Here is a 26,342-nt window from a genome sequence, read left to right on the forward strand (position 1 = left end):
CCCGCTACCGAGATGGAACGCACCGTCCGCCGTCTCGAGACCGTATCTGTGGGAAAACGTTTTCACACGCTGATTCGACTACCACTGTATGGTCGTGACGAGCCTATTCGATCCTAGCGGAATCGCCGTCGTAGGGGCCTCAGCAACGCCCGGAAAGATCGGTTACGAAGCGATGCGCAACGCCGTCGAGTTCGACGGACCGGTGTACCCGGTCAACCCGTCGGCGGAGGGGACCGTGTTCGACCGGGAGTTCGTATCTTCCGTGACCGATATCGAGGACGACGTCGTAGACCTCGCACTGCTGTGCGTGCCGGCGACGGTCGTCCCGGACGTCGTCGAGGAGTGCGGCGAGGCGGGGATCGGCGGCGCCGTCATCTTCGCCGGCGGCTTCGCCGAGGCGGGCGCGGAGGGCGAGCGGTTGCAGCGGCGACTGATCGAAGCCGCGACCGACGGCGACGTCCACCTGCTCGGGCCGAACACGAGCGGTTTCCTGCTTCCCTCGGAGAACCTGTACGCGACGTTCGCGACCGACGTCGAGACAATCCCCGCGGGGAACGTTGCAATCGTCGCCCAGAGCGGCGGCCTCGCCTACGCCCTCGCCTTCCGCGCGGAGAACGAGGGGCTCGGCGTCTCCGCGATGGTCGGCCTCGGCAACCGCGCCAACGTCGGCTTCCAGGAGGCGATCGAGCACTTCGACGCGGACGACCGAACGGACGCCATCCTGCTGCACGTCGAGGGGACCGACGACGCGCGCGGCCTCCTCGAGACCTGTCGCGCGGTCGAAACACCGGTTGTCGCCTACAACGTCGGCGAGCAGGACGTCGGCGACTTCGCCGAATCCCACACGGGCGCGCTGACCGGGCGATACGAGCTGTACGAAGCCGGCTTCGCCCAGTACGGCGTCCCGACGATCCGCTCGAGCCAGGAACTGCTCGACGCGGGGAAAGCCTTCTCCACCTGCCCGCTCCCCGACGGCCCGAACGTCGGCGTCGTCACCGCGCAAGCGGGACCGGGGATCGCTATCACCGACCGCCTGAAAGCCGCCGGAGCGGAGTTCCCGGCGCTCACCGACGAGACGCAGGAGGCCGTCGAGGAGATCCTCCCCGGGATGACCTACTCTGCGAACCCCGTCGACACCGGGCGGCCGATGCCCGAGTTCGGCGACGTCGTCGCGGCCGTCGCGCGCGACAAGAACGTGGATATCGTCCTGGTCTACGAACTGTACGAGCGAGCGCTGGGATACCCGACCGAGACCCTCGAGGAGCTCGTGGACGAGGTCGACAAGCCGATCGTCTTCGCAACCGGCGGCCCCGAAGCCGTGCTGGCCGACGAACTCGCCGGGCTCGAGTCGCTCGAGATCCCGACCTTCCGGACGCCCGAGCGGGGTGCCGATGCCGCCGCAGCCCTCGTGCAGCACGCGCTGCGAAACGCCGATCCGGACGCGACCGCCGCGGTCGAGGGGGTGAGTCGATGACCGATTCCGACGCGGCCGAGACGACTGATGCGATCGAATCGGCGCTCGCGGAGGACCGGTCCGCGCTGACCGAGTCCGAGGCGAAGGGGCTGGTGGCCGACCGCGGCCTCTCGGTTCCCGACGGCGAGACCGTCGACTCGCCGGACGAGGCGGTCGAGACTGCCGAGCGAATCGGCCACCCGGTCGTCGCGAAGGTCGCCTCGCCGGCGGTCCAGCACAAGAGCGAGTGGGCCGACGGCGCCGGCGTGGCCGTCGGCCTCGAGGACGCCGACGCGGTTCGAACGGCCGCAGAGCAGATCTTCGACGCGGCTGCCGACCGCGAACTCGACGCCGCGGCCCTCGTCGAGGAAGGAGTCGACCTCGAGGCGGGACTCGAGGTGATCGTCGGCGGCACGCGCGACCCGTCGTTCGGTCCGACCGTCCTCGTCGGCCTCGGCGGAATCGCCGTCGAAGTTTTGCAGGATGTTAGCCACCGGATCGCGCCGGTATCGACCGCCGAGGCCGTCGAGATGACCCGGGAGCTCGAGGCGTCGCCGCTGTTCGACGGCTACCGCGGATCCCCCGCGGTCGACCGAACCGCGATCGCGGAGGCGATCGTCACCGTCGGAGACCTGCTGGTCGAGCGCGAGGAGATCCGCGAACTCGAGGTCAATCCGCTGCTGGCGCGGCCCGACGGGGCGGTCGCCCTCGACGCGCTGGTGACGCTCGACGCGCTCGAGGACGCGTAGGACCTCGACGCGGACGCTCCTCGTCGACGGTGTGGAAGACGCGAAAACTGCGGCGCGTTCGAACGCGGTCAGTCGTCCTGCTGGCTCTTCTCGACGTGGATGTCCTCGAACGCGAGGTCGCGATCGGTCACCTCGACCGTCATCGAGCCCACGTTCTCGATCTCGGCGTCGATCGTGTCGCCGCCGGTGATCGCGCTGACACCCTCGGGCGTCCCGGTTGTGATCACGTCGCCCGCTTCGATGGTCATTCCGATCGAGGCGTACTCGACGACGTCGGCGCAGCTGTAGATCATGTCGCCGGTGTTCTCCTGCTGGCGCGTCTCGCCGTTGAGCTGCAGTTCCATCTCGAGGTCGTGCGGGTCGCCGACTTCGTCGGGCGTCGCAACGCACGGGCCGATGATGGTGAACGTGTCGTAGGACTTGCGGTTCGAGCGGTCCTGGTCGCCCCGGACGGAGACATCGAGTAGGATCGTGTAGCCGAGGATCGCGTCCCAGACGTCGTCGGCGTCGATGTCCTTGACCTCCTCACCCATGACGAACGCGAGTTCGATCTCGTGGTCGACCCGCCGATCGTGAAACGGGAGTTCGATGCCGTCCTCCGGCCCGGCGACGCTCGAGGGCGCCTTGAGGAAGTAGCCCTTGTCCTCGATGGTGAACCACTCCTCGGTGACGATGTCCTTGTCGGCGAGGGCTTCCTCGACGTGGTTCTCGTAGTTCAGTGGTGCCGCGATCACTTTGCCGGGGCGGCGGACGGGAGACTCGACGGTGACCTCCTCGAGGTCGTGGTCGGGATCTTCGTCCTCGTACTCGCTGGCGTCTACGCCCTTGCGCGCGTACTCTTTGAGGGGATCGTTCGTCTCGAGGCCGAGTCGGTCGGTGACGTCGATGACGCGGTCGTCGTCTGTGAGCAAGCCCAGTCGGTCGTCGTTGAACCTGACGAATCGCATGGTAGGTCCACTGTCGCACGCCCACATAAATAATCCCTTCTCGATCGACGATGCGTTCGGATCGGCGGGCGTCCGTCGACCCGAACGGGAACGACCGAGCCGTCGTCGTTCGCTCGTGAGGGCGCTTGAGGGCTCCAACACACTTATGGTCTCGTTTGACAAAAATGCGAACATGGCACAGCAGGATCCAGAGGAGCTCCTAGAATTGAGTTCTGACACGCGGAGTACCCTCGAGAAGAACGGCCTCCGCCCGCTCTGGGAAGTGGAAGACGATATGGGGAGCCTCCTCGACGACCTCGAACCGAACATCTGGAAGTGGGAGGACATCAAAGCCGCCATCGACGGCATCGAGGAGGACGTCCCGATCGCCGACCTCCCGCCGGGCTTCCAGCGGCGGGTCGCGGTCCCGATCAACGCGAAGCACGCCATCTCGAATACGATCTACGTCGGCGTCCAGACGGTCTCTCCCGGGGAGACCGCTCCCTCCCACCGCCACGCTGCCAGCGCCCTGCGGTTCACCATCGACGGGAACGAGGACATGAAGACGGTCGTCGCGGGTGAGGAGTTCCCGATGCGGGACAACGACCTCGTCACGACGCCACAGTGGGAGTGGCACGACCACGTCAACGACTCCGACGAGACCGCCGCCTGGCTCGACGTCCTCGACCTCCCCCTGTTCCTCGACACGCTGAACAACACCCACGTCTTCGAGAACCACGAACTCGAGCGTCAGCCGGTCACGAAGACACAGGGCTACTGGGACTCCCAGTACGGCCGCGGCCGCCCCGCGCACGAGCAAACGGACGGTTCCATCCCCGGCCCGTTTCAGGGGAACAAGGAGCCGACGCCGCCGTACCGCTTCGGCTGGGACGAGATGCTCGAGTCGCTCCGGCAGTACGCCGACAACGACGACCCGGACCCCTACGACGGGTACAGCCTCGAGTACGTCAATCCGGCCACCGCGGAGGCGCCGCTGTTTCCGACCATGTCCTTCCGCGCCCAACTGCTCAACGAGGGCCCGACGGACGCCCACTTCCATAACTCGACGGAAGTCTACTTCGTCATCGAGGGCGATGGCGCGACCCACGTCGACGGCGAGGCCTTGGAGTGGGGGCAGTGGGACCTCTTCGCCGTACCGCCGGACAGCCCGCACCACCACGAACCGGACGACGAAGCGATCCTGCTGGGTATGACCGACCGGCCGATCCTCGAGTCGATGAATTTCTACGCCGAGGCCGAAGTCTCGGAGTGAGGGTGTTCGGTTCGCCTCGACTTGGAGCACCGACGGCGGCGGTATCGGCGTGTCCGCTCCCTCGAGGACCGGCCGACTGGGTAATGCTCTTATAGATCGTCGCCATAACGTTCTCGTATGGCCGAGTTCGAAAACCCGTACGTCGACGAGGATCCGTTTGTCCGGGCGCACTTCGACTGTCTGAACTGTGGCGGGAAGCTCTGGGAGTACGCGATCCAGCGCCAGATGGTCTGCGAGGACTGTCTCGACGTCTTTCCCTCGGAGGAGGTCTTCGAAGCCAGCGTCGAATCGGCCGCCAACTGAGCCGCCGAGCACCTCCGCCTTCGTCAGTCGTCACCGCAGTGCCGTTTCCGCGCTATCGCCACCGCGGTACCGACGCGTTTTCCGCGGAACGGTCACGGGAACTGCTCCGTCCGCTCGAGGTCGTCGGTGCCCGACGGAGACGGCGGACACCTCTCTCCGTCGGACTCCATCTTGTTCGAAGCGCATACGCCCGGGTTCGCGGGCGCGAAGAATCAGGCTTCGGGAAGCTCGAGGACGCCTCGAGTGCGCCCCCGAAAAACGGATTCGACGCGGATACCCAGTCGGCGCGGTCAGAACGGGTACTCGCGCGGCTCGCGCTGGATCGAGATCCACTTCGTCTCGGTCACCTCGCGGAGGAACTCCTCGGTGTTGTAGCCGCCCATACCGGAGGCGCCGGTGCCGCTAAACGGGACGTGAGCCTCGTCGTTGATGGGCTGGTCGCCGATGTGGACCATCCCCGTCTCCATGCGGTCGGCGATCGACCGCGCGGTCTCGCGGTCGCCTGCGTGCACGGACCCGGAGAGGCCGAACTCCGTGTCGTTGACGATCTCGATCGCCTCGTCGATATCGGAGAAGGGGATCACCGGTGCGATGGGACCGAAGTGCTCGTTGCACGCCGCGGCCATGTCGTTCGTCACGTCGGAGAGCACCGTCGGCTCAATGACGAGCGAGTCCTCGACGTCACCAGAAGTCGAAGACTTCTGGCTGGCTAACGAATCGCTTTGCGATTCGTGAACGCCCTCGAGGTCGACGATCCCGCCGCCGGTCTCGAGCGTCGCACCCGCGTCGATCGTCTCCGCGACGTATTCGAGCATCTCGTCGCGCTGGTGTTCGTCGATCACGGGACCGAGGTGAACCTCGTCGTGGGCGCTGCCCGCGACGAGCGACTCCGCCCGGTCGACGAGATGGGTGACGTAGTCGTCGTAGACGTCTTCGTGGACGACGTGGCGGTTGATCGAGATGCAGACCTGTCCCTGGTGGATGAACGAACCGAAAACTGCCCCGTCGACGGCGCGCTCGAGGTCGGCGTCCGCGGTGACGACGTGGGCGTTGTTGCCGCCCAGTTCCATCGCGGGCGTCGCCAGGTTCTCGGCCGCCGCGGCGGCGACCCGTCGACCGACCTCCGTCGAGCCGGTGAACGCCACCACGTCGCTCTCGGGGTGGCCGGCCACGCGGTCGCCGATCTCGGAGCCGCGGCCGGTGACGACGTTGAGGACGCCGTCGGGGAGGTCCGTCTCCTCGAACAGCGTCGCGAACAGCAGGCCGCCGCTAATCGGCGTGTTCGTCGCCGGCTTGAGCACGACGGCGTTGCCGGCGGCGATGGCGGGAAGCACCGCCCGCGCCGAGAGGTTCAACGGGAAGTTCCACGGCGAGATGACCGTGACGACGCCTTTCGGTTCGCGCTTTATGAGGTGTTCCTTCCCGGGAATGTTCGACGGGGCATGTTCGCCCTTCATCCGCCGCGGCAGCGTCGCCGCCTCGCCCGCCTGGTCGGCGGTGAGGTGGTGGGACGTGTGGCCGTAGCCGGCGGTTCCGCCGGCCTCGTGCGTGAGTAGTTCGATAATCTCCTCCTCAAACTCGTGCAGCGCCTCGGTGAACTGCTGGATAACCTCCTGACGGGCTGCGGGGGGTTGGTCCCTCCACTCGGTCTGAGCAACAGCCGCCGCCTCGTAGGCGTCGTCGACGTCCGACTCGGTGGCCGCGGGAACCTCGGCGAACACCTCCCGCGTCGACGGGTCCGCGATCGGGATGGTGTCGCCGTCTCCGTCGACCCACTCGCCACCGATGTACAGTGCGTTCCAGTCCGCCCTCGGCGATATCGCGTCCGGCATGATCGCTTGACCGTTCACGTTCCGCGCACAAAGTTTCGTGGTAACATGTATGTCACCATCGCGTTGAGAACGAGCGGTCGGCAGGAGCCGACCGAATTCGGCCCGAAAACGCCGGTTCAAGTGCGCTTCCGACGGATCGTCGAGTTCCGAGCCGAGTCAGTGCGGTTCCCGCTTGGTCTATAGTAACGACTGAAACGATCTACACACCCATCGCATCCCCGCGGTTCTCGCTCACTCCGTTCGCTCCGAACCGCGCTGCACTCGTCCGATGGGGTGTGCATCGACGTTCAGTGGCTACTATACGCATCCGCCGAATCCGACACTCCGCCGACAGGTGTCAGATATGAACCATACCATTTAATATGTTCGTGTTTCATTTGACAAACCACGCCATGGGGAATCTTCACAGCAGCCGAACTAGGCGTTCGTATTTAAAAACGACTGGCGCGATTACAGGGGCGGCCACGTTGGCCGGCTGTTCATTGTTGAGTAGCGACGAGAGCAGCGCTGACATCACGATCGCGACGACGATCCCGCAGGAGGGCGCGTTCTCTTCGATGGCCGAGGAGATGGAACAGGGGTACGACCTCGGCGTCGCACACATCGAAGAGACGCTCGACCAGGAGGTGGAGCTGCTGGTCGAGAACGACGAGAGCGACCCGAGCGTCGTCATCGAGAGCCTCCGGAAGATGGCCGGTGACGCCGACATGATCTGGGGGAGCTTCTCGAGCGAACTCGTGACCGCGGGCAGCAGCGTCGCGGAGTCCGAAGGGATCCCGTTCGTCGCCGCCTACTTCGCACAGGAGGCGCCGCACCGAAACGAGGACTACGAGTGGACCTACGCGGCGTTCCCGAAGTCGAGGGACGTCGCGCGGTCGACGCAGGGCCTCTTAGAGACCATTCCCGAGGGCGAGCGGCCGACCAACGTCGGCATCTGGGAGCCCAACTCCGACTGGGGCGAAGAGCAGTCGGACTCCTGGGAGGAGACCCTCGGCGACGCGGGCTACGACATCGTCCTCAGGGAGCAGTACGAGTACGGCTCGAGCGACTTCTCGACGATGATCTCCCAGTCGGCCAACCAGAACGTCGAGGTCCTCCTGTCGGTGCCGACACCGCCGGACGGAATCACGATGATCGAGCAGATAGAGGAACGCGACTTCTCGCCGGACCTCACAAAGTTCGTTCGCGCCGCCGACCCCCAGGACTGGTGGAACGCGCTCGGCGAGAGCGGCGAGTACGTCTGCATGTGTCCGGGCTGGGTGCCCGGCATGACGGGCAACGGGAACGAAGAGATGTGGAACGCGTACGTGGACGAGTACGGACTCGAGGATGACGCGTTCATCCGCACGGCGGTCGGCGGCGGGTACAACGTCGCGCAGGTGACCGCCCAAGCGATCGACGCCGCAGGCTCTACCGACCCGTCGGACGTCCAGGGGGCGCTCCAGTCGGAGACCTTCGAGACGGTCATCGGCTCGTTCAGCTTCGAGGAGAACGGGCTGCCTACCGAAGGCGAATTGACGGCCCCGACCGGCCAGTGGCTGGACGGCAACCAGTACACCGTCTACCCGGAGACCGACGACGATCGTGCCTCCGACCTCCAGTACCCGATTCCGGCCTGGAGCGAGCGATAACACTCGATCTCCAACCCACGCTCACCACTATATATGGTTTCACCAGAACTCGCGTTCGAATCGCTGTTAAACGGGCTCCTCATCGGAGGGACCTACGCCGTCGCCGCGCTCGGCCTCTCGCTCGTGTTCGGCATCATGGACGTCGTCAACCTCGCCCATGGACACATGCTCATGGTCGGCGCGTACGTCGGCATTCTCCTGTTTGCCGCCACCGGGATCACCCCGCTCCTGGGCATGCTGCTCGCGGCCGCCCTGCTGTTCGGGTTCGGAGTGTTCCTCCAGCGCGTACTGTTAGAGCGCGTCGTCGACAAGGGGATGGAACAGCCGATCATCGTCCTCTTCGGGCTCGCGCTCGTCCTCGAGAGCGGCGGCCGGATCGTCCTCGGCAGCGAGCCACAGCGAGCCAGCCTCGGCATTCCGGGCTCGAGCATCCCCGTCGGACCCGCCGTACTGTCGTTCCCGCGGGTCGTCACGTTCGTCGTCTCGGTCGCCCTGATCGTCGCGGTCTGGGCGTTCCTCAAGTACACGACGACGGGCCTCGCGATCCGGGCGACCGCACAGAACACCGACGCGGCCCAGTACATGGGCATCGACACCGGAAGAATCTACATCATCACGCTCGGCCTCGGGACGGCGCTGGCGGGCGCGGCCGGCGCGCTGCTGTCGATTCTCTTCCCCTTCACGCCGTACGCGGGCTGGTCGTACCTGCTGAAGGCGTTCGCCGTGGTCGTCCTCGGCGGCGTGGGGAGCGTCATCGGGACGCTCGTCGGCGGGTTACTCCTCGGCGTCTCGGAGAACGTCGGCGTGCTCTTCATCGGCGGCGGCTACCGTGACCTGATCAGCTTCAGCATCTTCCTCCTCGTTCTCCTGGTGCGACCCCAGGGGCTGTTCGGTAGCTCGGGAGGTGGGGAGTGATGGCGGGCTCCGAACACGAACGCGGGAGCTTCATCCGGACGATGCTCGGTAACCGCCGCCGAGTGGCGATCGCGATCGTCACCGTGCTGGCGTTCGCGACGATACCGTTCGTCACCGAGCGGTGGCTCACCCAGGTCTTCTTTACCGTGCTCGTCTTCGTGATCCTCGGCGTCTCCTGGGACATCATCGGCGGCTACGCCGGCCAGATCTCGCTGGGACACGTCGCGTTCTTCGGGTTCGGCGCGTACGTCTCCGCCTGGTTGACGACGCCGACGCGAGCCGGCTTCCCCGAGTCGATCCAGTCACCGGTGATCGTCGCCGTCCTCGGCGGCGCGATCGTCGCGGGCCTCCTCGCGCTCGTCATCGGACCGGTCATCTTCCGCCTGACGGGCCACTACTTCGCGATCGGGACGCTCGCACTCGCCGCGATCATCGAGCTGATCCTGTCGAACGAGCGCAGCGTCTCCGGGGGCTCGAGCGGCTACTTCGTCGACTCGGGCTCCGCCGAGTACCAACAGCTGTTCCTCCTGACCCTGGCCGTGACGGTCGTTACAGTGATCGTCTCCTACTACGTCGTCACGAGTCGGTGGGGTCTGGCGATGCGAGCGATCCACGACGACGAGACGGCGGCCAGCAGTCTCGGGATCAATCCGCTCAAGTACAAGCTGATCGCGTTCGGCATCGGGTCGAGCATGGCTGGGATGGCGGGCGGGCTCTACGCCCAGTACACGGGATACCTCAATCCCGCGGACGTGCTCGGCCTCCACTGGATGGTCGAAGCGCTCGTGGTCGTCGTCCTCGGTGGGATGGGAACGATCACCGGACCGATCCTGGGGGCCGGACTGTTCGTCGGGCTCGACTGGATCCTCGGCGAGGTGGCGAGCGGCTACTCGACGGCGATCGAGGGGCTCCTCATCATCCTCTTCATGATCTACATGCCGAAGGGGATCTACGGGCTCATCACTAGCCGAACCGGCGATACGTCGGAGGAAGACCCGCCGAGCGAGACCGTCCCGACTCCCGACGAATCGGCAACCGACTGACGTCCGCCCCTTCGAACCGTTCACTCGTTCCTTCTCCGATCGATCCGCCTCGAGGCGCGCCTCACACGACGAGCGGGACGCTTTCGGAGCGGCGTTCGAGATCGGTGTGAGAGCGCGAAAACGAGTCGACGTCGGTCCGGTGATTACCCGCCGAGGTACGTCGCCGTGACCTCGTCGTTCGACGCGAGTTCGTCGCTGTCACCCGACATCGAGATCCGGCCCGACTCGAGGACGTACCCTCTGTCGGCGATTCGGAGCGCGTTGTTGACGTCCTGCTCGACGATGAGGACGGTCGTACCCCGGTCCGTAACCTCCTCGATCGCCTCGAACACGTCGTCGACGAGCACGGGCGCGAGGCCGAGACTCGCTTCGTCGAGCAGGATCAGGTCCGGATCGCTCATCAGACCTCGACCGATCGCCAGCATCTGTTGCTCGCCGCCCGAGAGGGTCCCCGCCGGCTGGTCCGTTCGTTCCTCGAGTCGGGGGAAGACGTCGTAGACGAACGAAAACCGCTCGTCCGTCCCCTCGGGATTCGTGTACGCGCCGAGACGAAGGTTCTCCTCGACGGTGCTCTCTGTGAATATCTCGCGACCCTCGGGAACGTGGACGATCCCCTTCGGGACGACCTCGTCCTGGTCCAGGTCGCCGATCGACTCGCCGCCGTAGCGTACCTCGCCCTTCCGGGGCGTTAGCGGACCACAGATCGTCTTGAGGATCGTGGTCTTTCCCGCTCCGTTCGCGCCGAGCAGCGCGACCGTTTCCCCCTCCGCTACGTCGAAGCTCACGTCCCAGATCACCTGAACGTTGCCGTACGCGACGTCGATCGAGTCGATTTCGAGCAGTGTCATTGTATGCCGTGACGCTCTCAGTACAGGAATAAAAAGATGCCCCTGGCCCGCGGCGTCGGGTTCGCTGGAGGGGCAACGCTGAACCTCGACCCGACGGTCTCCGCCGGGTCAATCGGGCGATCACAGCCGGTGAGCAAACATGTCCGAACCAAAATCGGCCCCCCGGCGGATCACAACTACTATGAGAACGTGCTGCATTGTCACGTCCATGAGCGGTGAAACGACGGAGACACCGGTATTGATAGCCGGCGCCGGCCCAGTCGGCATGACGGCAGCACTGGCACTGAACGCCCGCGGGGTGGAGACCACCATCCTCGAGGCCGAACCCGAGGACAGGGACCGGTCGGGGAGTCGCGCCATCTACATCCACGGATCGACGCTGCGCACGCTCGAGCGAATCCACCCGGGACTGGGGACCGGCCTCGTCGACGAGGGGCTCATCTGGCCGACCCGACGCACCCTCTACCGGGGGAAGGAGGTCTTCAACCGGACGTACGACTCGCCCGGCGGCAGGGGCGATATCCCGCACTTCACGAGCGTTCCCCAGGTCGTCACGGAGCAGTACATGCTCGACGCGCTCGACGAGGCCGGGATCGAGGTCCGCTGGGAGTCGGCGGTCGAAACCGTCGACCCCTCGCCGGAGGGCGTCCGCGTCGAGACCGCTGACGGTCGCGAGTGGAACTGCGAGTATCTCGTCGGCGCCGACGGCGGCGGGTCGACCGTCCGCAGCGAGATCGGCGTCGACTTCGAGGGCGACCAGTCGGCGAACCACTTCATCATCGCGGACGTCGAGGACGAGGAGATCGACGACGACTACCCCGGCCTCGAGCGGATGTTCCACTACGACGCGCCCGAGGCAGACGGGCGGAACGTGCTGCTCGTCCCGTTCACCGGCGGCTGGCGCCTCGACATCCAGTGTTACGAGGACGACGATCCCGAGGAGCTCATCGGCGACGAGCGGATGCGCGAGTTCGTCCGCAACGTCATGGGAGAGCGCTACGAGGACAACGTGACGTGGGCATCGTCCTATCGGTTCCTTCAGGTGAAGGCGGACTCGTTCGTCGACGAACACCGCCGCGTCCTGCTGGCTGGTGAGGCGGCCCACCTGCTCGCGCCGTTCGGCGCCCGCGGCATGAACTCCGGCATCGCCGACGCCGACGAGGCCGCCTCGGCGATCGCGGTCGCGATCAATGCGAAGACGGAGGCCGTCGCCCGCGACGAGGTCGAACTGTTCGCCGCGCGCCGCGAGATAGCCGCCGAGTACAACATCGGCGCGGCCGGACAGGCCCTCGAGTACCTCCAGGGCGACGATCCGGTGACGGTGTTGCGAAAGGAGGTCGCCGCCGAGATGGCCGACTCCTTCGAGACGGCGGGCGAGTGGCTCGACGACGCGCCGTACGGTCCCCACGGTACCCCGCCGATCATCTCGACCGGGAACTACTGACTCGAGCGGAGCGCGTCGGCGGTTACCCTCCTTTCCGTCGTTTTTCGTCGACCAAACCGGTGTGGCTCTCCCGTTGTCGAGGGTTACGTTCGACGAGCGGCGGGGCCGGCCGCGCCGACCGATCGTGAACGGAACCGTATCGGTACGCGGCGTGCGAAGAGTGGGGTTCGAAATCGAAATTCGAGCCAAAAAAGGGCGACCGATCCGTCAGTGCAGGCCCAGCCGCTTTGCGACCCAGTGGTCTCGAGCGGCCATCACCAGCTCCTCCTCGTCGGCGAAGTCCGTCGTCTCGGCGACGAACTCGTCCCACTCGCCGTGGAGAACCGTCTCGAGGTCGGCGGCGGAGTCGGCGTCGCCGGGACTCGCTGCGACCATCTCGTCGAAAGAGTCGAACTCGGTGCGTTCGCGCACGAAGGCGTCGTCGAACACGTCGGTGATCGGAATCTCCTCGTTCACGTCGTAGACGTCCCCCGCGTCCGGGAAGTCCTCGCGCTGCGTTGCGACCGCTTCGTAGTCCGTTTCCAGTGCCATGCCAGCATTCGTCGTCGATACCATGTAAATCCATCTCATCCGCGCGCCGGTTGCCGCGTCGACGAGCGGATGCGCGAGTTCCAGCCGGAAGCGCGCAGCGGCGATCCGGTGAGAGATATCTGCCACCACGCGGCGGAGCACGACTTCGATCAGATCTTCCTCGCCGGGCAGAAGCGTTCGCGGGCCGGCAAGGCCCTCTTCGAGAGCGTCACGCAGGACGTGAGACTCTCGGAGGATCGGCCGGTGCTCGTCTGCGGTGACGGCCCCGACGACCCCCCGGAGGCATGACGCGCGGAGGTGACGATCAACGGTCGGATCTGCGTTCGGACGAACGGAGCCTAGGGCCGACGTGCGAGGGGGTAGGTTTATGCGAGTGGATAGTCAACTCATCGCAAAATGACGCTACTCGAAGGAGAGAATCTGACGAAGAGTTTCGGGGGAGTCCTCGCCGTTGACGACGTCTCGTTCTCGATCGACCGGGGGGAATCGGTCGGTCTCATCGGTCCGAACGGGGCCGGCAAGTCCACGCTGTTTCGCCTGATCACCGGCGTCCACGAACCCACGGAGGGCCGCGTCTTCCTCGACGGCGACGAGATCACGGGAAAGGATTCCCACGAGATCTGTCACCAGGGGCTCGTCAAGACCCACCAGATCGTTCGGCCGTTCGAACACATGACCCTGCTCGAGAACGCGACCGTCGGCGCCGAGTTCGGCGGTCGCGACGTCGACGATCCGCGGGAGAAGGCCTACGAATCCCTCGAGTTCGTCGGCCTCGACCACCTGACGCACACGAAGCCCGGCGAACTGAGCGTCGGCGCGCTCAAGCGACTCGAGATCGCGCGCGTGCTCGCGACGGATCCGGACGTGATGCTGTTCGACGAGGTCGCGGGCGGCCTGGATACCGACGAAACGGAGGCGATCGTCGACCTCATCGGCGACATCAAGGAGAGCGGCAAGACGATCTTCCTCATCGACCACGTGATGCGAGCGCTGATGTCCGTGAGCGAGCGGGTGTTCGTGCTCGACAACGGGCAGCTCATCGCGCGGGGGACGCCCGAGGAGATCCAAAACAACCAGCGCGTCATCGAGTCCTACCTCGGGACGTCAGCCGGTCGTGACCACGACGCGACCGACCCCGTCGCGGGCGACTAACGGGCTCGCTCCCGCGTCACGGCCCGGTTCGCCGCGCGCCGCGACGTTCCTCACTCGGCGGTGCTCTCGAGGACCGTTCGTAAGTCGTCGGGAACAGGAACGCTGCCGTCGCCGTCGACGGGGACGCAGACTCGATACTCCGTGCCCTCGAAGACGATCTCCCCGTCGTGGGTCGCAACGTAGTCGAACCGGACGCTCGACTCCCCGACCTCCGGTCTCAGTTCGATCTCGACCTGGTCGCCGCCGCGAACCTGTCCCGTGAAGTCGAAGTCCATCGAAACGAGTGGCAGACCCAGACCGCGTTCCTCGGTCAACTCCCAGTAGGGGACGCCGACGTCTTCCATGAACACGTCCGACGTCTCGTGGATCGCGTCGATCATGCGGGGGTAGTGTGCGATGCCGAACGGGTCCGTGTCCGAAAAGCGGACGGTCCATACGTGCGTGAAACTCATGCTTCGTCCCGTAGAGACCCGGCCAGGGATTATAAAAACCGCGGCGAACGACTGGACGGTCTCCTGGATACGACCGAGGCGACGCTGATCGGTGCCGGTACGATGCAGCGATCCTCCAACCGCGCGGACGCGAACAGGCCGACGCCCGGTACGGCCGCCGAGCGCGACCGATCGAACCGTTTAGTTCCTTCGAGCGAAACGAAGGCGGTATGACCGCAGATTCTGACGGCAGAGTCGAGCGCGCCGAACGGAACGGCGAAGCACCCTCGCCGCCCGAGGCCGATCCTCGGGCGCCGTACGAGTACGTCGCGGACGACGCCGAACGGCCGGCTCTGGTGTGCGACCTCCGGGCGCGCGTCGAGGGCGACGTTCGGTTCGACGCCTACACGCGTCAGCTGTACGCAACCGACGCGAGCGCGTACGAGGTGACGCCGATCGGCGTCGTCTTTCCGGAGTCGACCGACGACGTGGCGGCGACCGTCGCCTACTGCGCCGAGCGCGAGCTCCCGGTCCTCCCGCGTGGCGGCGGAACGAGCCTCGCCGGACAGGCCGTCAACGAAGCCGTCGTCCTCGATTTCACCAGGTATATGGACGATATCGTTTCGATCGACCCCGACGCCCGGCGAGCCCGGGTTCAGCCGGGGACGGTTCTCGCCGACCTCAACGAGTCGCTCGCCCCGCACGGGCTGAAATTCGCGCCGGATCCCGCCGCCGGGAATCGGAGCGCGATCGGCGGCGCGATCGGTAACAACTCGACCGGCGCCCACTCGCTGGTCTACGGCAAGACGGACGCCTACGTCGAGGAGTGCGAAGTCGTCCTCGCCGACGGAACGGTCGCCACCCTCGGCGAGGTCCCCCTCGAGGACCTTCGCGACCGCGCCGACCCCGACGGGTCGATCCTGGATCGGGTGGCCGCCGAAGCCGTGCGGATCGTCGACGAGGAGAGCGACGAAGTACACGAGCGCTTCCCCGATCTGAAGCGAAACGTTTCCGGATACAACCTCGACGCGCTCGTCGAAGAGGCCGAGACGGGGAGTATCAACCTCGCACGCCTGCTCGCCGGTAGCGAGGGGACGCTCGCCGTCGTCACCGAGGCCGAGGTGTCGCTCGAGCCCGTCCCGGAGACGAAGGCGGTCTCGCTGCTGTTCTACGAGGGCGTGCTCGAGGCCGTGACCGACGTCCAGCACGTCCTCGAGCACGAGCCCGCGGCGGTCGAACTGATCGATGACGTACTCCTCGGACTGGCTCGGGAGACGACGGAGTTCGAGGAGGCGGCGTCACTCGTCCCCGACGCGGCCGACGCGGCGCTGCTGGTCGAGTTCTACGCCGAGGACGACGATCACGGCCGCGATCAGACGGCTGGGCTCCTCGGGGACAGGGTATCGGGAACCGACACCGTGACGGAACCGCCCACGAATCGGCCGGTAATCGACGAGACGAGCGCGTTCGCCGGGCTGGAGGCCCACGACGAGGCCGAGCGCGAGATGTTCTGGACGCTCCGAAAGGCCGGCTTGCCGATCCTCCTCTCGCGGACGTCCGACGAGAAACACATCAGCTTCATCGAGGACTGCGCGATCCCGCCCGAACACCTTCCGGAGTTCGTCGAGCGGTTCCAGTCGCTGCTCACCGAGACGGACCGTGACGACGACGCGGCGTTCTACGCCCACGCCGGACCGGGGGTGCTCCACGTCCGCCCGCTCGTCGATACGAAGGCCGATCGGGACCGCGAAGACATGGCCGCCATCGCCGACGCAGTGACGGATATGGTCGTCGAGTTCGGTGGCAGCGTCTCCGGCGAGCACGGCGACGGCCGGGCCCGAACCCAGTGGAATCACAAGCTCTACGGGGACGACCTCTGGCAGGCCTTCCGAGATCTGAAGACCGCGTTCGATCCCGACTGGCTGCTCAATCCGGGCACCGTCTGTGGCGACCACGACATGACCGAGCACCTCCGGTATGACGACGACTACAAGTACGACGCCGGCTTCGAGCCAGCGCTGAACTGGGACAACGAGAACGGGATGCAGGGGATGGTCGAACTCTGTCACGGCTGCGGCGGCTGTCGTGGCGGCCAAGAGACCACCGGCGGCGTCATGTGCCCGACCTACCGGGCCGCGGACGAGGAGGTCACGACCACGCGCGGGCGGGCGAACCTGCTCCGGCAGTCGATGAGCGGCGACCTGCCCGACGACCCCACCGACGACGAGTTCGCAGAAGAGGTTCTCGACCTCTGTATCGGCTGCAAGGGCTGTGCGCGGGACTGTCCGAGTGGCGTCGACATGGCGAAGCTCAAAACCGAAGTCATGCACGAGCGCCACCAAGAACACGGCGCGAGCCTGCGTGACAGGCTCTTCGCCGACTTCGACACGCTCGCGGCGCTCGGGAGCGCGCTCGCCCCGGTTTCGAACCTCGCGCAGTCGCTGCCCGGATCGGACGTGCTCGCCGAAAAGACGGTCGGGATCGCGAACGAGCGGTCGCTACCCACGTTCCAGCGGGAGACGCTACGGGACTGGTTCGAGAAGCGAGGCGGCACGGCCGCCTCGGAAAAGCGAGCGGTGGGGGCGCGAGCAGAGCGAGGATCCCGGGTCCCGGAGGCAGAGGCCGAGCGGAAGGCCATCCTCTTCGCCGACACCTACACCAACTACAGCCACCCCGAGGTCGGGAAGGCGGCGGTTCGCGTCCTCGAGGCCGCCGGCGTCCGCGTGGACGTGGCAGAGCGCACCGACAGCGGTCGACCGGCCCTGTCGAAGGGGTTCGTCGGTCGCGCTCGAGACGCAATGGCGGCGAACGTCGCGGAGCTCCACCCCCGCGTCCGAGAGGGGTGGGACGTCGTCCTCGTCGAACCCTCGGACGCCGTGATGTTCCAGGCGGACGCGCTCGACCTGATCACGGGTCCGAGGGTCGAGAACGTGGCGGCGAACACCTACGGCGTCTGCGAGTACCTCGACGCGTTTCGGATCGACGAGGCCGTCGACTGGTCGCCGCCGGCGGAATCGGTGGTCTATCACGGCCACTGCCACCAGAAGGCCGAAAAGAAGGACCACCACGCCGTCGGCGTCCTCCGGCGGGCGGGCTACGAGGTGGATCCGCTCGACTCGGGCTGTTGCGGGATGGCGGGGACGTTCGGATACGAGGCCGAGCACTACTCGCTGAGCCGCGCCATCGGCGACATCCTCTTCGAGCAGATCGATGAGAGCGACGCGACGGTCGTGTCCGCGCCCGGGACGTCCTGTCGAACCCAGCTGGCCGACGGGCGGATCGAGCCGGTTCCCGCGAATAGTTCGCTTTCCGGCACGGCGCTCGACCGCGAGGAGCCGCCGACGCCGATCGAACTGCTCGCTCACGGACTCCCCGGCGGTACGTCGCGGTGACGTCGGACCCGTCGACGTGTCCGTGCGGGATCGCGCCTAGAGCGCGTCGGCCGAGCCCGAGAGATCCACGGAATTTATGGTACGACGCTCGGTGTACCACGGTATGAGCCTATCCGATCTCTTCGATCCGGACGGGATCGCCGTCATCGGTGCGTCGGCGACGCCGGGCAAACTCGGAAACGACGCGATGTCGAACGTCGAGGCCTACGACGGCGAGATCTACCCCGTAAACCCCTCGAGTTCGGGGACCGTCCACGGCTACGAGTTCGTCGACTCGGTCGCCGAGACCGACGCCGACCTGGCGCTGTGTTGCGTCCCCCGCCACCTGCAGCCGACGGTCCTCGAGGAATGCGGCGAGGCGGGCGTCGGCGCCGCGGTTATCTTCGCCGGCGGCTTCGCCGAGATGGGCGGCGAGGGCCGGGAACTCCAGGACGATATCGAGCGAATCGCCGACGAGTACGACACTACCGTCCTCGGTCCGAACACGGCCGGGTACGCGATCCCACACTCGGACCTCTACGGGTCGTTCGTCCCCCGGATCCGCGAAGTCGGGACCGGCAACGTCGGCATCGTCGCTCAGAGCGCCGGCGTCGCGATCACCCTCTCGTTTCACCTGACGCGGGAGGGGTACGGCGTCTCGTCGATGTTCGGCCTCGGAAACCGGGTGAACACGGAGTTCGCGGACGTGATCCCCGTCCTCGACGAGGATCCTCGCACCGAGGCGATCGTCCTCCACGTCGAGGGCACGGAGGACGTCGACAGGCTCCTCGAGGTCTGCGAGGAGGCCGACACCCCGATCGTCGCGTACAAGGTGGGCGAACGGGCCGATCCGGACTTCGCGCAGGCCCACACCGCGGCTCCCTCGCAGGACGACGCGATGTACGAGGAGGCGTTTGACCGACCGGGCCTGGCGATGGTCTCCTCGACGACCGAACTGCTCGACGCCGGCCGGGTGCTCGCGAATGCGCCGACGCCCGACGGCCCGAACGTCGGCGTCGTCACCGCGCAGGCGGGACCGGGGATCATCGTCAACGACTACCTCGAGGACGCGGGTGCCACCTTCCCGGACCTCACCGAGGGGACGCGAGAACGAGTCGACGACCTCCTCGAGGGGATCACGTACACGGAGAACCCCGTGGACACGGGTCGACCGATGCCCGAGTTCGGGCGAGTCGTCGACGCCGTCGCGCGCGACGAGAACGTCGACATCGTGCTGGTCTACGAGATTTACGAGGACTCGCTCGGCTACCCGGTCGACGAACTCGAGGCGCTCTCCGAGGAGGTAGACAAGCCGATCCTCTTTACGGTGGCCGGGCCGCACGAGGCCCTGCGGGAGGAGCGCGAGCAGATGGAGGCCCTCGGCGTTCCGACGTTCGACACGCCCGAGCGCGGGGCACAAGCCGTGGCGGCGCTGATCGAGTCGATCTCTGGGGAGTAGTCGCCGCAGGCTCGACACCCGAGACAGTTTTGCCGTTGTACTGAGAGGTATGGATCAATGACTCGTTCGGACGTGATCGAGACACTCAGATCGCCCCCGTTTGCGTTCTCCGTGGCGGCGATCGTCGGCCTCGCGACGTGGGCGCTCGGCTCGGGATCGACCGCGGCGGCGACGATCCTTTCGATCACGCTCTTCTGTATCGTCCTCTGGATCCTGACGCCCGTCCCGCCCTCGTATACGGGACTGATCGGTATCGGACTGATCGCCGTCACGACCTCGACGGACCTTGCGCTCTCGGGCTTCCAAAAGCCGGCGACGTGGCTCATCGGCTTCGGGTTGCTGATGGGCGAGGCGACCCGACGCAGCGGACTCGCGACTGCGTCGGGTCGGTGGATAGCGGTCAGGAGCGTCTCGGAGTCGGTCCGGTCCGATCCCGTCCGGACGTACCGTCGGCTGCTCCTCGCGCTCTCGCTCGGCGCCCACGTCCTCGCGCTGTTCGTCCCCTCCGCGCTCGTGCGCATCCTCGTGGTGGCGCCGATCCTCCGGGAGACCGGATCACTCTTCGACTCTCGGGAAGCCCGAACCGGGATCTACCTCGGACCGCTGTTCGCGACCTTCTACGGCTCTGCGGGCATCCTGACCGCCGACCTCCCGAACATCATCATCACCGGGTTCGGGGAGTCGCTGGCCGGGCACACCATCTCGTGGTCCGACTGGTGGGTCCACATGTACCCGATCATGGGCATCACTCGCGTCCTGCTCGTCGTAACCGTCGTCTATCTCCTCTTTCGGCCGTCGCCTGACTCGAGCGTCGACATGCCCGAGACGGACGGCGCCGGGATCGGCAGCGTCGAGCGACGAATGCTGGGCTTCCTGCTCGTCGGCGCGTTGATCTGGGCGACCGACTTCGCCCACGGCTTCCACCCGGTGATCGGCGCCGTCGCCGTGGTCGTCCTCGCGTTCCTGCCGGGAATCGGCGTCGTCGACTTCGACGGGATCGGGGGCGAGGTCGACTTCTCCATCCTCTTTTTCATCGCGGCCGTGTTCGCGATCGGCGACGGGCTCACCGAGACCGGGTTTACGGACGAGGCGTCCACGCACCTCCTCGACCTCATTCCGACCGACGCGCCGCTCGCGGTGATCCTCGCGTGCGTCTTCTTCGTCACGTTCGCGCTGGCGTTCCTGATGGAGGGGCTGGCCGTCGCGAGCGTCCTCACGCCGATCCTGATCCCGTACGCGGAGGCGGCGGGCCTCCCGTTCACGCCGGTCCTGATGGCCGAGGCGATGGCCCTGAGTTCGTACTTCTTCCCGTACCAGTCGGCGGTGCTCATCGTCATCCTTGCGGAGGGCGAAGTCGAGACCTGGGAGGTGATCCGGACGACGGTCGCCTGCTCCGTCGCCACGATCCTCCTGTTGCTCCCCCTCCAGCTCGGCCTGTTCGACCTCCTCTACTGATCCCCGAGGGGACCCGTCCTCGAGTGGACCCGCGATTGTGTCTCGAGTCGCGATCGACGTTTCTCCAAAGATATATAGTATTCAGTCACGCACAGATTCTTGATGGCAAATGACACTGTAGAGCGCGTAGCAGTGCTGGGTGCCGGTAGCATGGGACACGGTATCGCGGAACTCGCCGCGCTCGGCGGGTACGACGTGACCATCCGGGACATCGACGAGGAGATCGTGACCGAGGGCTACGAGAACATCGAGTGGAGCCTCGAGAAACTCGAGGAGAAGGGACGAATCGACGAGCCGAGCGATGTCGTGCTCTCACGCATTAACAGGACGACCGACCTCGCCGAGGCCGTCGACGACGCCGACCTCGTGATCGAGGCGGTTCCCGAGCGGATGGATATCAAGCGCGACACGTTCTCGTCGGTCGACGAGCACGCGCCGGAGCACGCGATCCTGGCGTCGAACACCTCGAGCCTCTCCATCTCGGAGATCGCCGAGGCGACGGATCGTCCCGATCGGGTCGTCGGCCTCCACTTCTTCAACCCGCCGGTGAAGATGGATTTGGTCGAGGTCACCTACGGCGAGGCCACCACCGACGAGACCGCCGAAACCGCCTACGCCTGGGCCGAGTCGATCGACAAGACGCCCATCTACGTCCGCAAGGACGTCCACGGCTTCGTCGTCAACACCGTGCTCGTTCCGTTCATGGAGGAGGCCGCCTGGATGCTCTCCGAGGACGAGACCACCGTCCAGCAAGCCGACGCAACGATGGTCTACGAGCGGGGTTACCCGATGGGGCCGTTCGAACTCAACGACTTCGGTGGCATCGACATCGGCTACCACTTCCGCGCCGAGTCCGACCAGCCCGTCCCGCCGGTCGTCGAAGAGAAAGTCGACAACGAGAACCTCGGGAAGAAGACCGGCACGGGCTTCTACGACTACGAGGACGGAGAGACGTCTCAAGCAGACGGCGACGGCGTCGACTACCTCCCCGAGGACGCCGGCGACTTCGACTGGCTGCGCACCGAAGCGGTGATGATCAACAAGGCCGCCTGGCTCGTCGGCAACGACGTCGCCACCCCCGAAGCGATCGACACCGGCTGTCGCCTCGGCGGCAGCTTCCCCGAGGGCATGTGCCGCCGCGGCGACCGCCTCGGCCTCGACCGCGTCCTCGAAAAGCTCGAGGACCTCCACGCGGAGTACGGCGCCGAGCGCTTCGAGCCCTGTGACTACTTGGTCGAACTCGTCGAGGACGGCTGGACCGGCGAGGACGCCGGCAAGGGCTTCTACGACTACCGAACCGACCCGCCGTATCACTATCTCGAGTGGGAGATCGACGACGCGGGCGTCCTGAACGTCGTCCTCTCGCGTGAAGAGCGGATGAACTCCATGTCCGAGGACATGTTCATGGAGATCGACCGCCTCCTCAAGAGCGTCGATACGGACGAGATCTCCTGCGTCGTCTTCGAGGGCGCCGGCGACCGCGCCTTCTCCTCCGGAGCGGACATCACCGGCTTCACCGCCGCCGAGCCGACCGAGATCATGGAGGTCGACGAGATGTTCCAGACCGTCTACCACTTCGACCGGCCGACGGTCGCCAAGATCGACGGCTTCTGTCTCGGCGCCGGCATCGAACTCGCGCTGGCCTGCGACATCCGCATCGCCACCGAGGACTCGCTCGTCGGTACCCCCGAGACGACGCTGGGCGTGATCCCCGGCGGCGGCGCCACCCAGCGCCTCGTCCGCCTCGTCGGTGAGGCCCGCACCAAGGAGATGATCTTCCGCGGCATGCAGTTCGACGCCGCACAGGCCGAGGAGTGGGGCATCGTCAACCACGCCGTCCCCGACGAGGAGTTCGACGACCTCGTCGACGACGTCGTCTCCGACCTCACCGCCAACGCGCCGCTCGCGCTCAAGGTCGCCAAGGAGGTCATCCACGACGGCCAGGAGGCCGGCCTCGAGGCAGCCCTGGCGATGGAGAAGAAGTCCTTCGGCCTGCTGGCGACCACCGACGACATGTACGAGGGCGTTACCGCTTTCCGTCGGAACCGCGAACCACGGTTCGAAGGTGAATAATCATGGTCCGAAACGTCGCGATCGTCGGCGGCGGTCACTCCGACTGGGGTGAGCGCGCCGCAACCTGGAAGGACCTCGCCCAGGAGGGCGGCAAGGCGGCCTTCGACGCCGTCCCCGAGGTCGGCCCCGAAGATATCGAAGGGCTGTTCGTCGGCGCGGTCCAGCCCGAGCGGTTCGCCAACCAGACCCACGTTGCTCCGCTCGTCGCCGAGTTGCTCGGCATCGAAGTGACCGAGATGATTGCCCGGACGGAACTGGCGTGTGCCAGCGGGCAGGCCGCGTTGCGATACGCGTGGCTCGCCATCGCCGCCGGACAACTGGACGTCGCGCTCGTGCTCGGCGTCGAAAAGATGAACCTCGGCCGGAAGTACATGCCCGAGATGCAGGCGTCGATGGCGAACGTGCTCGACCGCGAGTTCGACGGCGCCAACGGCCTCGCCGCGCCGCCGTTTTTCGCGTGGTACGCCCAGCGCCACATGCACGAGTACGGCACCACCCGCGAGCAACTCTCGCAGGTCGCCGCCAAGAACAAGACCAACGCCTCGAAGACCGACTTCGCGCAGTTCCAGTCCTCGTGCGCTATCGAAGACGTCGAGGAGTCGCCGGAGATCGCCGCTCCGCTGCACCTGTTCGACTGCAGCGGGATCACCGACGGCGCCGCCGGGGCGATCCTCATGAGCGAGGAGAAAGCCCGCGAAGTCACCGACACGCCGGCCTTCATCACGGGCAGCGGCCAGTCGTCGATGGCGGGCAACTCGATCAACAACCTCCCGTCGCTCTCGACGTGGCCCCAGGCGCGCAAGGCCTCCCAGAACGCCTACGAACAAGCGGGGATCGAGGATCCGCTCGCAGACATCGACGTCGCGGAGGTTCACGACTGCTTCTCGATCAGCGAGATCATCGAGTACGAAGAACTGGGCTTCGCCGAGCGCGGCGAGGGCGGCCAGTTCATCGAGGACGGGCGCAGCCACATCGACGGCGACGTCGCCGTGAATCCCCGCGGCGGTCTTCTCGGCTGTGGCCACCCGCTAGGGGCGACCGGCATCTCCCAGGCCCTGGAGATCACCCACCAGTTCCAGGGAACAGTATCGAGCGACAGGCAGGTAGACGACCCCACGACGGGCCTGATCCACAACCTGAGTGGCAGCGCCTCCGTCCACAGCGTGATGGTTTTAGACCGTGATCCACAATGAGTGACGACACACCCGACAGAAAGCGCGTCTCGGTGCCCGAGGAGATCGAGCTGCCGCGACTGCTCGACTTCTACGAACTCCAGACCGACGACCACACCCGAATCCACGAGTTCTACGAGAACCTCCGGGACGGGCAGCTGACGACCACCCGGTGTCAGGACTGCGAGGAGATCCACTACCCGCCGCGGATCGTCTGTCCCGAGTGCATGGGCGACAACCTCGCATACGTCGACCTCCCCCACGAGGGCGAACTGTTCGCCTTCTCGGAGGTCCGCGGCGGCCTGCCGATCGGGCTGGCCGAACACGACGTCCCATACGTCGTCGCCGTCGTCGACCTCGGGCCGGTGCGGCTGTCCGCCAGGGTCGACGGCGCGGCCTACGACGACCTCGAGATCGGCGATCCGGTCGAACTGAATATCGTCGAGATCGACGGTCCCACGGAGGAGGAACGCGTGTTCTACCGATTCGAACCGGTCAACGAGAACGGCGGTGATTCGGAATGAACGACTACGAACTCACGTTACAGGTCATGATCGAACGGGCCACGGATCTGTTCGGTCACAAGGAGATCGTCTCCGAACTCGCCGACGGAACGACCCACCGCTACACGTACGCCGACGCGTACGAGCGGATGGGGCGACTCGCGAACGCGCTCGACGACCTCGGGGTCGACCCCGGGACGCGCCTGTCGGTGATGGCGATCAACCACTACCGCCACTACGAACTGTACTTCGCGCTCCCGTGCAGCGGCCGGAGCATCCACATGACGAACCACATGCTCCCCGACGAGCACCTCGTCGAGATCATTAACGAGGCCGAAGACGAGGTCGTCTTCGTCGATTCCGAGTTCGTCGAGACCGTCGAGCGAGTGGCGGATCAGTTCGAGACCGTCGAACACTACGTGATTCTCGACGACGAGGTGCCCGAAACCGACCTCGAGCCGGTGTACGCCTACGAGGAACTTCTCGAGGGGCAGGATCCGGAGTACGACTGGCCGGAGATCGACGAGGACGACGAGGCGGGCATCTGCTACACTTCCGGGACGACGGGGCTGCCGAAGGGGGCGGCTTACTCCCACCGGGACCTCTACCTCCACACGCTCACGCACGGCCACGTCGACGTCTTCGAGATCGGCGAGAACGACGCCGTGATGCCCGTGGTCCCGATGTACCACGTCAACGGCTGGGGACTTCCCTACTCCGCGACTATGTCCGGTTCGAAACTGGTCCTGCCGGGCCCCAAGACCGACGCCGAGGCGATCGCCGAACTCATCGACCGCGAGGAGGTGACCGTCACGGCGGCGGTGACGACGGTCTGGCTCGAGATGGCGGAGTTCTACGACGAGCGCGACGACGTCGAACTCGAGAGCCTGGATCGAGTGCTCATCGGCGGCACGTCGCCGCCGGAGTGGCTCATGGAGAAGTTCGACAAGGAGATCGACGCGCCGATCCACCAGGGGTACGGGATGACCGAGGCGGCGCCCCACCTGGTCAATACGATGACGACGACCGAGGTCGCCGACCTCCCCGAGAGCGAGCGCTACCAGCAGCAGATGAAACCCGGCATCCCCGCGCCCGGCGTCCAGATTCGGCTGCGGGACACGAGCGGCGACCCGGTCCCCCACGACGGGGAGTCGACCGGCGAGATCCAGGCTCGGTCGCCGTGGCTCATCGACGAGTACTACGCTCGCCCCGAGGAGACCGAGGCGTCGTTCACGGAGGACGGCTGGTTCAAGTCAGGCGACGTCGGCGTGATCGACGAGTACGGCTACCTCGAGGTCGTCGACCGCCTCGACGACGTCATCAAGAGCGGCGGGGAGTGGATCTCCTCGCTCGAACTCGAGAACGAATTCATGGCCCACGACGCCGTCGCGGAGGCGACGGTGATCAGCGTCGAACACCCGAAGTGGGAGGAGCGCCCGGTCGCTTACGTCGTGGCCTCGACGGACGAAATCTCCGCCGCCGAACTCCGCGAACACCTCCTCGAACGGTTCCCGAAATGGTGGCTCCCCAACGAGATCTTCTTCTGCGAGTCGATCCCAAAGACGACGACCGGGAAGTTCGACAAGAAGGTCCTTCGCGACGAATTCATCGACGAGTACGACTCGTTGCCGCTCGAGGAGTAGCTCGAGAGCCCGATTTTGACTGCCTCTCGTCTGCCGCGCGTTTCTTGATGTGCTTTCACACTCGTTCGACGATGCCGCCTCGAGTGATCTCTGTTCTCGGACTGTCCATTATCCATGGACGAGCGACTTTGTCTC

Annotated in this window: 22 protein-coding genes; 17 read left to right on the forward strand and 5 right to left on the reverse strand. The window is 66.1% G+C overall.

Annotation, left to right across the window (positions count from 1 at the left end; all coding sequences use genetic code 11):
• Nucleotides 1-88 precede the first annotated feature (88 nt).
• Together DWB23_RS12125 and DWB23_RS12130 are read left to right on the forward strand one after the other, a co-directional pair.
• Entirely contained in the window at nucleotides 89-1,474 is a 1,386-nt protein-coding gene (locus DWB23_RS12125; RefSeq protein ID WP_121743119.1) for a CoA-binding protein, read from the forward strand.
• Nucleotides 1,471-2,202: an acetate--CoA ligase family protein gene (locus DWB23_RS12130; protein ID WP_121743120.1), complete on the forward strand. Its 732-nt coding sequence runs from the start codon at nucleotides 1,471-1,473 to the stop codon at nucleotides 2,200-2,202. Before DWB23_RS12125 ends, DWB23_RS12130 begins: the two co-directional genes overlap by 4 nt.
• Before the next feature lie 68 nt (nucleotides 2,203-2,270).
• Here DWB23_RS12130 and DWB23_RS12135 read toward each other — a convergent pair whose 3' ends face one another.
• Nucleotides 2,271-3,149, reverse strand: coding sequence for a fumarylacetoacetate hydrolase family protein (locus DWB23_RS12135; protein WP_121743121.1), 879 nt, complete (start codon nucleotides 3,147-3,149; stop codon nucleotides 2,271-2,273).
• Between the two features lie 172 nt (nucleotides 3,150-3,321).
• Between DWB23_RS12135 and DWB23_RS12140 the strand changes: the two genes are divergently transcribed.
• Entirely contained in the window at nucleotides 3,322-4,401 is a 1,080-nt protein-coding gene (locus tag DWB23_RS12140) for a cupin domain-containing protein (protein WP_121743662.1), read from the forward strand.
• Between the two features lie 117 nt (nucleotides 4,402-4,518).
• A complete protein-coding gene (locus DWB23_RS12145) occupies nucleotides 4,519-4,704 on the forward strand; it encodes a hypothetical protein (RefSeq protein WP_121743122.1) in 186 nt (61 codons plus the stop codon).
• A gap of 290 nt (nucleotides 4,705-4,994) precedes the next feature.
• Here the strand turns inward: DWB23_RS12145 and DWB23_RS12150 are convergent, their stop codons facing one another.
• Entirely contained in the window at nucleotides 4,995-6,536 is a 1,542-nt protein-coding gene (locus tag DWB23_RS12150; RefSeq protein ID WP_121743123.1) for an aldehyde dehydrogenase family protein, read from the reverse strand.
• A gap of 485 nt (nucleotides 6,537-7,021) precedes the next feature.
• On the opposite strand from DWB23_RS12150, the gene DWB23_RS12155 reads away from it, so the two are divergent.
• From DWB23_RS12155 to DWB23_RS12165, 3 genes are read left to right on the forward strand one after another with little or no spacing between them, the layout of a single operon-like run.
• Nucleotides 7,022-8,167 (forward strand): ABC transporter substrate-binding protein, encoded by a 1,146-nt coding sequence (locus DWB23_RS12155; protein ID WP_162989806.1) that lies wholly within the window; start codon nucleotides 7,022-7,024, stop codon nucleotides 8,165-8,167.
• 33 nt (nucleotides 8,168-8,200) lie between these two features.
• Nucleotides 8,201-9,082, forward strand: coding sequence for a branched-chain amino acid ABC transporter permease (locus DWB23_RS12160; RefSeq protein WP_121743125.1), 882 nt, complete (start codon nucleotides 8,201-8,203; stop codon nucleotides 9,080-9,082).
• Nucleotides 9,082-10,125 carry a branched-chain amino acid ABC transporter permease gene (locus DWB23_RS12165; RefSeq protein ID WP_121743126.1) on the forward strand — a complete coding sequence of 348 codons (1,044 nt, stop codon included), beginning with the start codon at nucleotides 9,082-9,084 and terminating at the stop codon, nucleotides 10,123-10,125. Before DWB23_RS12160 ends, DWB23_RS12165 begins: the two co-directional genes overlap by 1 nt.
• Before the next feature lie 143 nt (nucleotides 10,126-10,268).
• On the opposite strand, the gene DWB23_RS12170 is transcribed toward DWB23_RS12165, so the two are convergent.
• Nucleotides 10,269-10,967 (reverse strand): ABC transporter ATP-binding protein, encoded by a 699-nt coding sequence (locus DWB23_RS12170; protein ID WP_343192938.1) that lies wholly within the window; start codon nucleotides 10,965-10,967, stop codon nucleotides 10,269-10,271.
• Between the two features lie 214 nt (nucleotides 10,968-11,181).
• On the opposite strand from DWB23_RS12170, the gene DWB23_RS12175 reads away from it, so the two are divergent.
• Complete coding sequence (locus DWB23_RS12175) at nucleotides 11,182-12,417, forward strand: FAD-dependent monooxygenase (protein ID WP_121743128.1); 1,236 nt, start codon at nucleotides 11,182-11,184, stop codon at nucleotides 12,415-12,417.
• A gap of 207 nt (nucleotides 12,418-12,624) precedes the next feature.
• On the opposite strand, the gene DWB23_RS12180 is transcribed toward DWB23_RS12175, so the two are convergent.
• Entirely contained in the window at nucleotides 12,625-12,948 is a 324-nt protein-coding gene (locus DWB23_RS12180; protein ID WP_121743129.1) for a hypothetical protein, read from the reverse strand.
• 69 nt (nucleotides 12,949-13,017) lie between these two features.
• Here DWB23_RS12180 and DWB23_RS12185 point away from each other — a divergent pair, with 69 nt between their 5' ends.
• Both DWB23_RS12185 and DWB23_RS12190 read left to right on the forward strand, forming a co-directional pair.
• Nucleotides 13,018-13,236 (forward strand): universal stress protein, encoded by a 219-nt coding sequence (locus DWB23_RS12185; RefSeq protein WP_121743130.1) that lies wholly within the window; start codon nucleotides 13,018-13,020, stop codon nucleotides 13,234-13,236.
• 108 nt (nucleotides 13,237-13,344) lie between these two features.
• Nucleotides 13,345-14,100, forward strand: coding sequence for an ABC transporter ATP-binding protein (locus DWB23_RS12190; protein ID WP_121743131.1), 756 nt, complete (start codon nucleotides 13,345-13,347; stop codon nucleotides 14,098-14,100).
• Between the two features lie 50 nt (nucleotides 14,101-14,150).
• On the opposite strand, the gene DWB23_RS12195 is transcribed toward DWB23_RS12190, so the two are convergent.
• Nucleotides 14,151-14,552 (reverse strand): acyl-CoA thioesterase, encoded by a 402-nt coding sequence (locus tag DWB23_RS12195; protein WP_121743132.1) that lies wholly within the window; start codon nucleotides 14,550-14,552, stop codon nucleotides 14,151-14,153.
• 209 nt (nucleotides 14,553-14,761) lie between these two features.
• Between DWB23_RS12195 and DWB23_RS12200 the strand changes: the two genes are divergently transcribed.
• The 7 genes from DWB23_RS12200 (at nucleotide 14,762) to DWB23_RS12230 (ending at nucleotide 26,207) form a co-directional block, all read left to right on the forward strand.
• Nucleotides 14,762-17,923, forward strand: a complete 3,162-nt coding sequence (locus DWB23_RS12200; RefSeq protein WP_121743133.1) for an FAD-binding and (Fe-S)-binding domain-containing protein — start codon at nucleotides 14,762-14,764, stop codon at nucleotides 17,921-17,923.
• A 103-nt stretch (nucleotides 17,924-18,026) separates the two neighbouring features.
• Nucleotides 18,027-19,361, forward strand: coding sequence for a CoA-binding protein (locus DWB23_RS12205; RefSeq protein ID WP_121743134.1), 1,335 nt, complete (start codon nucleotides 18,027-18,029; stop codon nucleotides 19,359-19,361).
• Nucleotides 19,362-19,418: 57 nt separating this feature from the next.
• Complete coding sequence (locus DWB23_RS12210; RefSeq protein WP_121743135.1) at nucleotides 19,419-20,816, forward strand: SLC13 family permease; 1,398 nt, start codon at nucleotides 19,419-19,421, stop codon at nucleotides 20,814-20,816.
• A 102-nt stretch (nucleotides 20,817-20,918) separates the two neighbouring features.
• On the forward strand, nucleotides 20,919-22,889 hold the full coding sequence (locus DWB23_RS12215) for a 3-hydroxyacyl-CoA dehydrogenase/enoyl-CoA hydratase family protein (protein WP_121743136.1): 1,971 nt from the start codon (nucleotides 20,919-20,921) through the stop codon (nucleotides 22,887-22,889).
• A gap of 2 nt (nucleotides 22,890-22,891) precedes the next feature.
• Nucleotides 22,892-24,082, forward strand: a complete 1,191-nt coding sequence (locus tag DWB23_RS12220; protein ID WP_121743137.1) for a thiolase C-terminal domain-containing protein — start codon at nucleotides 22,892-22,894, stop codon at nucleotides 24,080-24,082.
• Nucleotides 24,079-24,585 (forward strand): Zn-ribbon domain-containing OB-fold protein, encoded by a 507-nt coding sequence (locus DWB23_RS12225; protein ID WP_121743138.1) that lies wholly within the window; start codon nucleotides 24,079-24,081, stop codon nucleotides 24,583-24,585. Before DWB23_RS12220 ends, DWB23_RS12225 begins: the two co-directional genes overlap by 4 nt.
• Entirely contained in the window at nucleotides 24,582-26,207 is a 1,626-nt protein-coding gene (locus DWB23_RS12230) for a long-chain fatty acid--CoA ligase (protein ID WP_121743139.1), read from the forward strand. Before DWB23_RS12225 ends, DWB23_RS12230 begins: the two co-directional genes overlap by 4 nt.
• Nucleotides 26,208-26,342: the final 135 nt, after the last annotated feature.

It is taken from the genome of Natronorubrum halophilum (assembly GCF_003670115.1).
Taxonomy (GTDB): domain Archaea; phylum Halobacteriota; class Halobacteria; order Halobacteriales; family Natrialbaceae; genus Natronorubrum; species Natronorubrum halophilum.